Raw genomic sequence first — 13,015 nt, 5'->3', positions numbered from 1 at the left:
CGCGATCTCGCGGCCATGCAGCCTCTGCCCGCTACACCCTTCGAGGCCTGCGATCAGAAAGGCGGGCGGGTCTCCTCGCAATCCCTGGTGCGCTACAGGACCAACGATTATTCGGTTCCGGTGGCCTGGGGCCATCAGGAGGTCTGGATCAGGGCCTATGTCGATGAGGTGGTGATCGGCTGCCGCAGCGAAGTCATCGCCCGTCATCCTCGTTGCTATGCCCGCGAGGAGGTTGTCTTCGACCCGCTCCATTATCTCCCGCTGATCGAGCAGAAGATCAACGCATTCGACCAGGCTGCGCCTTTGCAGGGCTGGGACCTGCCCGAAGCGTTCACGACACTGCAGCGGTTGATGGAAGGGCGCATGCACAAACATGGCAAGCGCGAATATGTGCAGGTACTGCGCCTGCTGGAAACGTTCACCCTCGCCGATCTCCAGGCGGCGGTCGAACAGGCCATCGATCTTGGCGCCATCGGCTTCGATGCCGTCAAGCACCTCGTCCTGTGCCGGATCGAACGCGTACCGCCCAGGCTGGACCTGGACGTCTATCCCTTCCTGCCACGCACCACGGTCGAGAAGACCTTTGCCAGAGCCTATCTGAGCCTGCTCTCCGACCGGCAGGAGGCCGCATGAGCGATCAGGCCCCGGAGATCCTTCTCGCTCACCATCTCAAGGCGCTCAAGCTGCCTACGTGCCTGCGTGAGCATCACAAGCTCGCGCGGCAATGTGCCGCTGAAGGCGTCGATCATATCCGCTTCCTCGCCCGCCTCGTCGAGATGGAAATGATCGACAGGGAGCGTCGCATGGTCGAGCGGCGCATCAAGGCCGCGCGCTTCCCCGCCGTCAAAAGCCTCGACAGCTTCGACTTCGCCGCCATCCCCAGGCTCAACAAGATGCAGGTGCTCGAGATGGCGCGCTGCGAGTGGATCGAGCGGCGTGAGAACGCCATCGCTCTGGGGCCATCAGGCACCGGAAAGACGCACGTAGCGTTGGGGCTCGGACTGGCAGCATGCCAGAAAGGACTGTCGGTGGGCTTCACCACCGCGGCAGCGCTGGTCAGCGAAATGATGGAGGCCCGCGACGAGCGCCGTCTTCTGCGCTTCCAGAAGCAGATGGCCGGATACAAGCTGCTCATCATCGACGAACTGGGCTTTGTGCCGCTCTCCAAGACCGGCGCCGAACTGTTGTTCGAGCTGATCTCCCAGCGTTACGAACGCGGCTCCACCTTCATCACCAGCAACCTGCCCTTCGACGAATGGACCGAAACCTTCGGATCTGAGCGTCTCACAGGCGCGCTCCTCGATCGCCTGACCCATCACGTCAGCATCCTCGAGATGAACGGCGAAAGCTATCGCCTCGCGCACAGCCGGGCCCGCAAGGCCAAAACCAGACCCTGAAAATTACACCAATGCCGGGGGGAGTGGCCCTCGGGCTACGCCCTCACGCCACTCCCCCCGGCATGTAACACGATGGCCTGGTTTTACGCCGCCGAATGGCCGACTTTTGCTCCGCCGTTGACACACACAGGCGCAGGCCCGTGCCAAGCTTGATGATGTCCAGCGTGAGGCAAAGAATGCGGGCATGGCGATCGGCGTCATCACAGACCTTGCTGTCGGCGTCGATCCGCAGGGAGAGGAAGCACGCAAAGATCCGGGTGCCTTTCTCCAAGGCCTGCACATAGGCGCGCCGCCCGACCCGCTGGGACCTCAGGGTCAGGACTGGGGCCTTACAAGCTACAGCCCTCAGGGCCTGGCAGATCGCGGATTTGCCCCCTTCATCGCTTTGCTGCGGACCAATATGCCCCGCGGCGGAGGCATCCGGATCGACCATGGCTTTGGACTGCAGCGTCTTTGGATCATTCCCCAAGGTCGTCCGGCAACCGAGGGCGCCTATCTCTCCTATCCCTTTAACGACATGCTGCGCCTTGTCAGGCTTGAGGCCTGGCGCGCAGCCTCCGTCGTCATTGCCGAGGATCTTGGAACCCGACCTCCTGGATTTGGCGAGGCGCTGGAAAAGGCAAATATCTATGGCATGACCGTTCTGCCTTTCACCCGTGGCGAAGAAGGATTTCGGCCAGCATCAGCCTATCCCGAACGTTCCGTGGCCATGAGCGGAACACACGACATCGCTACAATCACGGGCTGGTGGACTGGTCGCGATCTGGACTGGAACCGCAGGCTTGATCGCGGAGGGGAGACGCCTGCCGAACGGGCCGAGGCCCGATCAGCGCTATGGACCGCTATCGGTGGGGGCGCGCCGCAGCCCGCTGATGATGACGCGGCGCCTGTCATTGAGCGCGCGCTTGCCTTTCTGGCGGGATCAACTGCTCCTCTGTTGCTGGTGCCGATGGAAGATCTCCTTGGCCTTGCCGAGCAGCCCAACCTCCCGGGCACCACGAACGAACATCCCAATTGGCGCCGCCGCCTTCCCGCGCCGATCGAAAGGCTGCTTTCCGACCCCGATGTCCAGCAACGTATCGCCTGCCTCTCCACGATCCGTCCGAAGACCGCTTTGCAAAAAAGGGTTCAGCCATGACACCGCGCGCGACCTACAGGGTCCAGCTGACGAAGCAGTTCCCTTTTGCAGCTGCCCGGGCAGTCATACCCTATCTCGCGGATCTGGGCGTGAGCCATCTTTATGCTTCTCCCATCACCACGGCGCGCCAGGGCTCAACCCATGGCTATGATGTCATCGACCCAACCCGGATCAATCCCGAGCTTGGCGGCGAGGACGGGTTCCGCCAACTGGTTGCAGCCCTGCGAGCCCATGGCATGGGCATCATCATCGACATCGTCCCTAATCATATGGGGGTAGCTGGCGGCGAAAATCCCTGGTGGAACGATGTATTGCGATTGGGCCCGACCAGTCCGTTCGCCTGCTATTTCGATATAGACTGGAACGGTCCCCTGAAGCTTCCCATATTGGGCGGGCCACTGGCTGCCGTCATCGCGCAGGGCGATCTCGTCGTTGGATCAGCGGGAGCACCCCATCTACTGCTCTATGGTGAGCAGAAGCTTCCCCTGCGTCCAGACGGACCCCAGCAGGGCGATATCGCGACTATCGCGGAAGCACAGCATTATGCCCTCATTCATTGGCGTACTGCTGGCGATCAGCTGAACTGGCGCCGATTTTTCTCAATCAACGATCTGGCTGGCGTGAGGGTTGAAGACCCGGCCGTCTTCGAGGCGACGCATGGCCTCTATTTCCACCTCTATCAGGAGGGATTGATTGACGGGCTGCGCATCGACCATGTCGATGGCCTGTCGGACCCTGCGCGTTATTGCCGCCGTCTGCGATCGCGAATGGACCAGATCCGTCCCGGCGCCATCATCCTCGTTGAAAAGATAGTTGGGCCCGGGGAAATGCTTCCTCCCGACTGGGGCGTCGAGGGGACCAGCGGTTATGATTTCATGCGCGATGTCACGGCCCTGCTGCACGACCCCATTGGCGAAACACCTCTCGCAAGCCTGTGGGAGGCCCTCGATCCTGATCAGTCCGACCCGCAAGATGTCGTCCGGCGCGCGAAACGCGACATGCTCGAATGGCAGTTCGAGGCGCAGCTGGCTGCCTGCGTTCACGCTTTCAGCGCCGTCGCCCAAAGCAGCGGACAAGCCGCGATCATGGCGTGGACGGAGCCGATGTTGCGCCGATCGATCAGCTGCCTACTGCAGGCCTTTCCTGTCTATCGCACTTATGGCGACGGACAATCGGCTCCTGCAAGCGACGAGGAAGTGAGGCTCGAGGCGTGGGAAGCGGCAAAGCCCTCTCTGCCCCCCGGCGAGAGACCGGTAGGACAGCAGATTCTGGCATGGCTTGCCGGTGATGGCCCTGGCCAGTCCGAGCTTGCGGCCGAGGCTGTACGCCGATTTCAGCAGCTTTCGGCGCCGATAGCCGCCAAGGGGGTGGAAGACACCGCCTTTTATCGCCGGGCACCACTATTGTCAGCCAATGAGGTTGGATCGGCGCCGGCGGAATTTTCCATTTCGCCGGCGGAATTTCATCGCCGGGTCCTTCAGCGGGCCAGCGAGTTCCCGGCGGCCATGCTCGCGACCGCGACCCATGATCATAAGCGCGGTGAGGATAGCCGCGCCCGCATTGCGGTACTCAGCGGCGTGCCAGATCTCTGGGAGCATCATGTCCAAGGATGGATTAAACGCGCCAGGACGCATCATGGCGACATTCATCCTGCCGATTGCTATCAGCTTTTCCAGACCTTGTTTGGCACTTGGGACGGCTCAAGCGATACTCTTGCCTATATGGATCGCATCCTTGCCTGGCAACAAAAGGCGCTCCGGGAGGCCCGGCTTCGCTCCAGCTGGGAGGAACCATGCATCGACTATGAAGAAAAGGCTGCCCATCTTGTACGTGATCTTGTTGGAGCCTCCGACTTCAGAGACGATATGGAGCGCCTGATCGGACGTATCGGGCCCGCTGCCCAGGCTCACAGCCTGGTGCAGACCGTTCTGAAATTCTGCCTGCCCGGCATTCCTGACATTTACCAGGGCTGCGAATTGGAGGATCTGAGCCTGGTTGACCCCGATAATCGCCGCGCCGTCGATTATGCGCGACGTCAGGCTTTGCTTGCCCCCGGTGAAATGACAGAAAATGCCAAGATCAAGCTTGTTCAGAGGCTTCTGGCACTGCGCCGGGACAATTATTCGCTTTTTGCGTCTTCCCGCTACGAGCCTGTACTGGCCAGGGGGCCGAGAGCCGGAAACATCCTTGCCTTCACCCGGCGAAACGAAACAACGCAGCTGACCTGCGCAGTCCTCATCCGCGCGACCTCCGCTATCACGGAGTCTGGTTGCCTGCCGTCATCGCAATGGTGGCAGAACACATATCTGGAAGCGGGCGCCTCAATACCAGCGCATCAACTCTTCGCTCAGCAACCCTATTATATGTCCCTCGACCGAACCGCTCCCTAGATCTGAGCGCAAGCGCAAACCCTGTTGGGCAGATTTTCCTGCGGGCGCTTTTCATGCTCTGCTGCGCGGCTGACAAAGCTTTGTTCTGGTGCTGCAGGAGGGGGGGCTTTTCCAAGGACCCGCGCCGATCGAAAGGTCGAACAACGAGTTTTTCGCCACGTTTCAGGAGAATGACCGCACCTCCGCTCGGATGCACTATAGCAGATTCCGGTCCAACTTCGTCAGCTCGACTGCTCTAGACCGCTGATTCGACGCGTTTTCCGAGTCATCAGGTGATTCCATCTGATTAGAAAACGCTTTAGCGACCGCGATGCCGGCAGTCCGGTCAGCCGGGTCGAACCCGACGCCGTCACTCCAGGCAGGGCTCCACCGCGACATATTGATCGATCAACCTGGCGCCGCCAAACGTCGTGAGAAACGCGACGTCGGCTGCATCGCGGCCTACGCCGATCTTTGCCATGCCAGCTTCCCGCGCCATGCCCGTAGCATCGACAAGATGCCATTCTCCCTCAAGGAAAATCTCGGCGACCGCATGGAAATCGGGAGGCTCAACGCCAACGGCATAGACGCTCGCGATCCTGGCAGGAATACCGGCAGACCGGGCCAATGTAATCAAAAGATGCGCATAATCGCGACAAATCCCACGGCGCGAGATGAAGGTGTCGGCCGCAGTGGTCATGACGTCGCTTGAGCCGGGAACATAGCGCACATGGTGATGAACCCAGTCACGCATGGCTATGACAAGCTCGCCCCCCTGAAGCGTCCCGAACTCCTCTTCGACAAAGCTTTGGAAACGATCGGATTCGCAGTACCGAGACGAAAGCAGATAGGGAATGGTTTCACCGGGCAATTGATGCGGCGGCACCCTTTGCAACTGTCGGCAGTCAGCCAAATTACGGTTGACGACTATCCTGGCTCGATAGTCGACGACCATCTTACCGGACATCCGCAACCATATCCGCTCGCCGATACCGTCCTGCGCGGGAACATGGGCGATATGATCCGCCCGGGGAAGGATGAGGTCCTTCCATTCGATCGCCTGCTCAGGAATATCAGCGGCCTCGATCTGCAAGAGCAGGTCCGTTGGACCAGCCAGCTCGTAATCGAGATGAACATGGACGCTAAGTTTCATGCAAACTCCAAGCCTTGGGCGACTGAGCCGAACCGAAGACAAACTCCGATACATATCTAGAAATATCAAGTCTTTGTTCTGTGTGCTTCGCTACGCACCAGATATAAAAACAGCTCACTAAAAAAGTTGATCCAGCGCAGGCATAAAATGGACACGGCAAATCGCGGTTGCATTCGCCTTGGAAAATAAACCTAGGTTATAGATTGATCTGGATTATGAAGATTTCTGGTATTTAGATTCGGAATCTGAGGAAATTAATCGCGGCATTTGTGTTGAACGCTTGCCGATCGCAATCCTCGCGCATCGTCGCTGGGAGAGCGTGGAGTGCGTATCGCCATCATAGCCCATCTGAAATATGCTATCGGCGAGCCATTCGCTGGCGGTCTGGAAATGCACACGCATATCCTTGCCCGGTCGCTTCGGGAACGGGGCCATGACGTCACCCTTTTCGCTTCGACGCGATCCGACCCAAGTCTGGGGCTAGAAGCGATCTGCGAGGAAACGTCGCTTCTCGAGACCGGTATTGACGAGGCGAACGATGTCGCCTTCTTTCGTGAACACCATGCTTATCTGGACCTGATGACTGCGTTGCGGTCACGCTCATTTGACCTCATTCACAACAATTCCCTGCATTATCTGCCGGTCAGCATGTCCGAAACATTGTCGGTCCCCGTCGTCACCACCCTCCATACGCCGCCCTTCTGCTGGCTCGAGAGCGGGATCAGGCTCAATCGCGGACCAATGACCTATGTGGCGGTCTCCGAAGCGACGGCCGCGATGTGGCGCCATGTTGCGCATGCCCACCACGTCATTCCCAATGGTATCGACCTCAGGCATTTTCCCTACCAGCCCATTGCCAACCAGAAGCCCTATCTCATTTGGTATGGCCGGATTGTTCCCGAGAAGGGACTGGATTATGCGATCGACGCCTCGCGTCTGGCGGGGTTGCCCTTGCGGATCGCGGGACCGATCTCGAACCAGGGCTATTTCGATAAGCTCATCGCGCCCCGATTGGGAGGGGATGTCGAATATGTCGGGCATCTTTCTCACATCGCGTTGTCCAAGCTTGTAGGCGGTGCCGTCGCCGCCCTTTGCACGCCGCGCTGGGAAGAACCTTACGGTCTGGTCGTGGCTGAAGCGCTTGCCTGCGGTACCCCTGTCGCCGCATTCGCGCGTGGCGGCTTGCCTGCGCTCCTGACGCCCGATTGCGGCGTTCTCGCTGAACCGGACAATATTTCCTCTCTCGCATCGGCCGTACTTGCCGCCTCGCTACTCGAGCGCAGCGCCTGCAGGGCATATGCCGAGCATTATTGCTGCTCGCGGCGCATGGTCGACGAATATGAGGCTTTGTATCGGCATCTTGCGATGGCGCCGATCGCGATCCCGAATGCGCCGGATATTGGGCTCCCACCTGTCGCGGATGTCGCATGACGCAGGTCTGTATCTGTGTACCGGCCCGCAACGAGGCAGAGCATATCGGCCGCCTGATCAAAGCCTTGGCCCGGCAGGGAACAGGGGCGCCCTTCGCTGTCGCAATCTGCGTCAATAACAGCAAAGATGCGACATACGCCGTCGCACTCGACGCCGCGCAGCGCTTCAACGCCCGCTTCCCGCTCAAAATGATCCAGCGAGAGTTCGACCCCGTCCTTGCGCACGCCGGGTCTGCTCGCCGTGCCGCGATGGATCTTGGCGCCGAATTAGTGGGCCCGCGTGGTATGCTGATTTCTACAGACGCTGACTGCCGGCCTCCGGCAGACTGGGTCGATGCCAACCTTGCGCATTTCGCCCTGGATCGGATCATTGGCGGCCGGATCGAACTGGATGAGTTGGAGGCCGCTCAAGCACCGGAAATATTTTCGCTGCGTCGTCGCTTCGAGGCCTATTGGCGGACGGTGCGCGCAATCGAGGATGCGATCGATCCGGTTGATTGGGACATGCCGCCCCGGCATGGCGATCATACGGGCGCGAGCCTTGCGCTATCGGCAGATCTTTACATCCGCGCAGGCCGCGTGCCACTCCTTCGCACAGGAGAGGACCGTGCCTTGGTCGAAGCAGCGATCGAAGTGGGCGGCAAACTGGTTCACCCCAATGCCGTATGGACGCGGGCATCATCCCGCACCGTGGGGCGCGCCGATGGCGGCATGTCGGCTGATATGCGGCAATGGCTGGGCTGCGCACAGAGGGGAGACACACCTTTCGTCCCCGCTTTATCGCATTGGGAGGCGCGCGCACGATGGCGGTTTCAGGCCAGGCGCGAAATGAGCGCAGCGGCATTTGTAGAGGCGGAACGCACCCTGCCTGCATTGCCCTGTGACATGCCGCTTCCGAGGCCGGCCGCTATCTCATGAGCCGCCCGATCGGCTATTACGTCCATCATCATGGCGACGGTCACCGTCAACGCGCGATCGCACTTTGTCGGTCGCTGGGGAGCGTCACGCTGCTGGGGACCGGGCTGATGGCCCGGACTGAAGGCCTTCCCTGTCTTGAACTGCCTGATGACCGCCTCGATGATGGGTTCTGGGGTATCGACGGCTCCCAGCGGCCTTTGTCGCTCCATTATGCTCCGCTGGACCATGAGGGAATCCGGCAGCGCACCGCACTGATAGCAGCCTGGATCGCGCAGGCGCGGCCGCGCCTGATAGTGGTAGACGTATCGGCCGAGGTGGCAATGCTAGCCCGTCTCGCATCCGTGCCCACTGTTTATGTCCGTTTGAACGGCAGAAGACTTGATGCTGCACATCTTGAAGCCTTCCGCGGGGCAACTGCTCTGCTTGCCCCCTTCCATGAAGCTTTGGACGATGATGAAATCCCCGGCTGGATCCGCAAAAAGACCATCTACGCTCCTGGCATTGTCCGATCAGCGCGCAGCGAGGCAATTGAACGTGATGGCGACGTATTGATTGTCCTTGGGCGAGGGGGCGGCATTTCTGACGGGAATAGATGGGCCGAAATTGCCCGTGCGACACCCGAGCGTAAGTTTCGCATCATTGGCCCCTGCACGGCGCCTGCATCCTTTCCGGACAATCTGGAATTACGGGGATGGGTCGAAGATGCCGATGCACAGATCGCAGCCTCAGCGGTCGTTATCGGGGGTGGGGGAGACGGCGTTGTCAGCGCGGTATTGAGCGCGCGTCGTCCCTTCATCTGCGTGCCCGAACCACGTCCCTTTGACGAACAGGTATCGAAGGCGGAAAAGCTTTCGGCTGTAGGTGGCGCGATCGCATGCTTTGAATGGCCGCCAGCAGGCGACTGGCCGGGAATGATCAATCAGGCGATCGAGCGCGCCAGATGTTGGCCCGACTGCCTGATGGACACAGGTGGAGCCGAACCCATCGCCCGCTGGTTGAATGACCTTGCCGGCACATCGCCGGCAGACAGGAGTCGTGCTACGTGATCCCCGATATCCAAAGTCAGGACCCCGGAACGATCGATATTGTCGATCGGCTGGCAATATTGGGCGCGCGCTATGATGCGGCACCCAACTTCCCCTGCGAGAGCATGTCGGCCCTGATCGAAAGCGGGCACCATCGCTGGTTTGCCCCCCAAATATGCGGGGGCCTTCCCTTCGAAGACGAGGCAGCGCGCTGCCGTGCGATGGCGCAGGCCTTGCGCGAAGTGGGACGCGGCGATCTCAGCATTGCTCGGCTCTACGAAGGCCATGTCAACGCTTTGTCCCTGTTCGAATGGTATGGGGTGCCCGATCAGTTCCGCTGGCTGGCAAATGCCCTCGATCGCGGAGCATGGTTCGGAGTTTGGGCGACCGAGCCATCTCCCGGCGTCCGATTGACGCGAGAGACTGTTCCCTCGCTACTTGGCGAGAAGATATTTGCCAGCGGGGCTGGGGGGCTTGATTATGCGCTTGTAACGGCCGCGAGTGAAGGCGAGCACCGTCGGCTCGTCATTGTTCGCGCTGATGAGAAAGTCCGCGCGGACCTGTCAGGATGGCGTGTACGAGGCATGCGCGCGAGCGTGAGCGGACGCTATGTGCTGGACGACGTAACGGTCGAACCTGACATGCTGCTGGGCAAGCCAGGTGACTATGACCAGGATCCCCGTTTTACCGCCGGGGCATGGCGCTTTTGCGCCGCGCAGCTTGGTGGAATTGAAGCGCTCGTCACAGAAATTCGTCGCTCCATGCGCGACGCGGCGCGCGAGGATCCTGTCCAGCGCGCGCGGTTCGCCGATGCCACCGTTGCTGTCCGAACCGCTGGCTTCTGGGTGGCGGAAGCTGCACAGCGTTTCGCATCTGGTCATGACGATGCCGTCGCCGTGGCTCGGATGACACGCGGTGTCGTCGAGGACGCCGGGTTCATTGTAATGGAGGCCGCCGCGCGGATCCTCGGGACACAAAGTGCCCTAGACGGGCAACGTGCTGACAAGATCGTCCGCGACCTATCTCTCTATCTGCGGCAGGCAGGTCCAGATCATGCCCGCGATGAGGCCGCCAAGGCACTTCTCGACCACGATATCTGGGTTGAGGGCGAACGCTTGTGGTGAACACCGAGCTTCTTTCGCGCAGCCGCTGGTCGCAGGCGCGCTGGCTCATATTGGCACCCCATCCTGACGATGAGACGCTGGGGGCCGGCGCGCTGATAGCGCATTGCGCCGCCAGAGATCGATTAGGCGCTATCGTCTACCTGACCGACGGGGCGGGATCGCACCCCGAAGGTACGCCGCGCGTTGCGATCACCCGGCGCAAGGAAGCCCGGCACGCCATTGGGAGATTAAATGCTGCCGCCGCCCCGGCGATCTGGATGGGGTGGCGCGATGCCCAACCCCATCCTGTCGATAGCCAGATTTTCAGCCGAGATGCCGATAGACTGGCAGCGTTCATCCGCTGGCGCCGGATCGATGCGATTGCAGTGTCCGACTACAGCGAAACGCATTGCGACCATGTCGCCGCCTATCGACTTGCGAAGGCGGCGACGCGCCGGGCAAAGCGGCCAGTCACATTGTTCGCCTATCATGTGTGGAGCGATCCGCCGCCCTTTGCCCGACGGATTGCGACGCCTTCCATGGCTGTTGGACGCAGGCGACAGGCGCTTTTGGCGCATCGCAGCCAGATGTCGCCGATGATGGGCGATGGCTTCAGGCTCCCGCGCGAGAAGCTGCGCATGCCCGCACGGGACATACTGACATTGAGAAGGGATCGACAATGACCGTCACCAGCCTCAAGGCGGAATATTTCGATGACATATTCGCCTCAAATGATGATCCGTGGGATCTTGCATCCAGCAAATATGAAGCCGCCAAATTCGCCCATACCCATGATGTCCTGGCGGACCGCCGATATGCCCGTGCGCTTGAGATCGGCTGTGCCCATGGTGTTCTGACCAGCCATTTGGCGCCAATGTGCGATAGCCTGCTGGCAATCGATATCAGCACCAAGGCGCTCACAAAGGCGCGAGAGCGGGTGGGCGACCGTCCTGGCGTCACGCTCGCGCAGATGGCCTTTCCGCACGATACACCGGATGGCGAAGGCTACGACCTCGTCATTTTGTCCGAGGTCGCTTATTATTGGGACCTTGTAGATCTTGATCGGGCAGGTGAATGGTTGCGCGATCAGGTTGCTGCCGGCGGCCGTATAATCCTTGTCCATTATACCGGAGAGACTGATTACCCTCATAGTGGCGACGAGGCGGTCGAGGCTCTTTGGACCGAACTCGGTTCGAATTTCGAAGTGGAGCTGGCCGAACGGCACGACACATATCGACTAGACCTGTGGAAACGCTGCTAATGGGCGTTTCCGTCCTCACCATCGTTCGCAACCGTAGCCTGCATCTGGCGCAGCTTGTAGCCGGCTTGCAGCGGAGTGATCGTCAACCCAATGAACTGATCGTCGTCGATATGAGCGATGAACCGGTCACATTGCCACCGGCTCAGTTTCGCGTGCATATTGATCAATTCGAGGCCAACGGCCTCCCGCTGGCAGCGGCGCGAAATCGAGCAGCTTCGCTGGCCAGTCATGACAGGCTCGTGTTTCTGGATGTCGATTGCATCCCCATGCGACAGTGCATTGGGATCCTGGCTGATACCCTAAGCGAATATGATGCCCTTCTATGTGCGGATATCCGTTATCTTGGCCCAGATGATGCCCGCGACTGCTGGAACGAGACAGACTTGCTAAAGCGCGGTCGCGCGCATCCGGTGCGCTTATTTCCGGACAAAGGCTTAAGAGAAGAGGCTAATGCCGGACTGTTCTGGTCGCTTGCCTTCGCGCTGCGGCGCTCGACGTTCCAGGCGCTGGGCGGGTTCGATGAAGGGTTCATCGGCTACGGCGCTGAAGACACGGATTTCGGGTTCAGAGCAGTGGCAGCTGGCCTGAAGCTGCTATTTGTCGGTGAGGCCATAGCCTGTCACCAATATCATGACAGTCATGATCCACCGCTGCAGCATCTCGATGATATTGTACGAAATGCACGGCGCTTCCATGCGCGCTGGAAGCATTGGCCGATGGAGGGCTGGCTTGAAGCGTTTGAGCGTCTGGGCATCGTGCAGCGCCAAGGAGATAAGCTTGTCCAGCTTCGCGCACCGACACGAGCCGAGATGATGGGCTCAAAGGTTGAACCGGCAGACTGGACATCAGAACAAAGCCGTAACTATCACCATGCCGAACAGAGGGCTGACATTTCGCCCAAGTGACTGGCGGTTGCCCTACGTTGGGGTGGAATGGCGCCGAAGCCATCTTCCTGCCTAGCAAGACTGATTGCGTATCGTCATGGCCTGGCGCGCGGAGTCGCGGACCGCGCCGGGCAACCGCTCGCTCCTATCTCATGTTCGTAACTTAGCTCGCACGACGCGCCTCCATGAATATGCCGACAAATATATTGCTCTCGATATTATGAAGATCAGGGCGCCACGCCTTGCGTGCTGGCCGAACTCCCCCATATTGTGCGGTGCAGCATAAACAAATTGTCGCGAGTGAACGGCTGCTGTGTAAGCGCTGTCCCAGCCCCAC

General features: G+C 60.2%; 11 protein-coding genes and 1 pseudogene. 11 read left to right on the top strand and 1 reads right to left on the bottom strand.

What is annotated here, in order from left to right:
- The 4 genes and pseudogenes from B2V90_RS01375 to treY form a co-directional block, all read left to right on the top strand.
- Positions 1-633: Mu transposase domain-containing protein (locus B2V90_RS01375; protein ID WP_414711564.1), on the top strand; the 633-nt coding region annotated here is incomplete at its 5' end.
- The gene (istB, locus tag B2V90_RS01370) at positions 630-1,397 is read left to right on the top strand and encodes an IS21-like element ISSsp5 family helper ATPase IstB (protein ID WP_007686288.1); all 768 of its coding nucleotides are present in this window, start codon (positions 630-632) and stop codon (positions 1,395-1,397) included. The genes B2V90_RS01375 and istB, both read left to right, overlap by 4 nt.
- Positions 1,398-1,533: 136 nt before the next feature.
- Positions 1,534-2,535 (top strand): annotated as a pseudogene (locus B2V90_RS01365) (4-alpha-glucanotransferase); the annotation flags it as partial.
- Complete coding sequence (gene treY / locus B2V90_RS01360) at positions 2,532-4,925, top strand: malto-oligosyltrehalose synthase (RefSeq protein WP_293919452.1); 2,394 nt, start codon at positions 2,532-2,534, stop codon at positions 4,923-4,925. The pseudogene B2V90_RS01365 and the gene treY, both read left to right, overlap by 4 nt.
- Positions 4,926-5,274: 349 nt before the next feature.
- On the opposite strand, the gene B2V90_RS01355 is transcribed toward treY, so the two are convergent.
- Entirely contained in the window at positions 5,275-6,057 is a 783-nt protein-coding gene (locus tag B2V90_RS01355) for a transglutaminase-like domain-containing protein (RefSeq protein ID WP_017503129.1), read from the bottom strand.
- Positions 6,058-6,381: 324 nt separating this feature from the next.
- Between B2V90_RS01355 and B2V90_RS01350 the strand changes: the two genes are divergently transcribed.
- Genes B2V90_RS01350 through B2V90_RS01320 form a run of 7 tightly spaced genes read left to right on the top strand, consistent with a single transcriptional unit; the run spans position 6,382 to position 12,699 of the window.
- Positions 6,382-7,488, top strand: a complete 1,107-nt coding sequence (locus B2V90_RS01350; RefSeq protein ID WP_017503130.1) for a glycosyltransferase family 4 protein — start codon at positions 6,382-6,384, stop codon at positions 7,486-7,488.
- Complete coding sequence (locus B2V90_RS01345; RefSeq protein WP_017503131.1) at positions 7,485-8,405, top strand: glycosyltransferase; 921 nt, start codon at positions 7,485-7,487, stop codon at positions 8,403-8,405. Before B2V90_RS01350 ends, B2V90_RS01345 begins: the two co-directional genes overlap by 4 nt.
- Positions 8,402-9,451, top strand: a complete 1,050-nt coding sequence (locus tag B2V90_RS01340; RefSeq protein ID WP_017503132.1) for a hypothetical protein — start codon at positions 8,402-8,404, stop codon at positions 9,449-9,451. Before B2V90_RS01345 ends, B2V90_RS01340 begins: the two co-directional genes overlap by 4 nt.
- Positions 9,448-10,554: an acyl-CoA dehydrogenase family protein gene (locus B2V90_RS01335; RefSeq protein ID WP_017503133.1), complete on the top strand. Its 1,107-nt coding sequence runs from the start codon at positions 9,448-9,450 to the stop codon at positions 10,552-10,554. The genes B2V90_RS01340 and B2V90_RS01335 overlap by 4 nt, the downstream gene beginning before the upstream one ends.
- Entirely contained in the window at positions 10,551-11,216 is a 666-nt protein-coding gene (locus B2V90_RS01330; protein WP_051035824.1) for a PIG-L deacetylase family protein, read from the top strand. The genes B2V90_RS01335 and B2V90_RS01330 overlap by 4 nt, the downstream gene beginning before the upstream one ends.
- Complete coding sequence (locus tag B2V90_RS01325) at positions 11,213-11,794, top strand: SAM-dependent methyltransferase (protein ID WP_017503135.1); 582 nt, start codon at positions 11,213-11,215, stop codon at positions 11,792-11,794. Before B2V90_RS01330 ends, B2V90_RS01325 begins: the two co-directional genes overlap by 4 nt.
- On the top strand, positions 11,794-12,699 hold the full coding sequence (locus tag B2V90_RS01320) for a glycosyltransferase family 2 protein (protein WP_293919451.1): 906 nt from the start codon (positions 11,794-11,796) through the stop codon (positions 12,697-12,699). Before B2V90_RS01325 ends, B2V90_RS01320 begins: the two co-directional genes overlap by 1 nt.
- Positions 12,700-13,015 lie beyond the last annotated feature (316 nt).

The sequence above is a fragment of the Sphingobium sp. UBA5915 genome (assembly GCF_002431195.1).
Taxonomy (GTDB): Bacteria; Pseudomonadota; Alphaproteobacteria; order Sphingomonadales; family Sphingomonadaceae; genus Sphingobium; species Sphingobium soli.
This window is presented reverse-complemented; position numbering and strand designations above follow the sequence as displayed.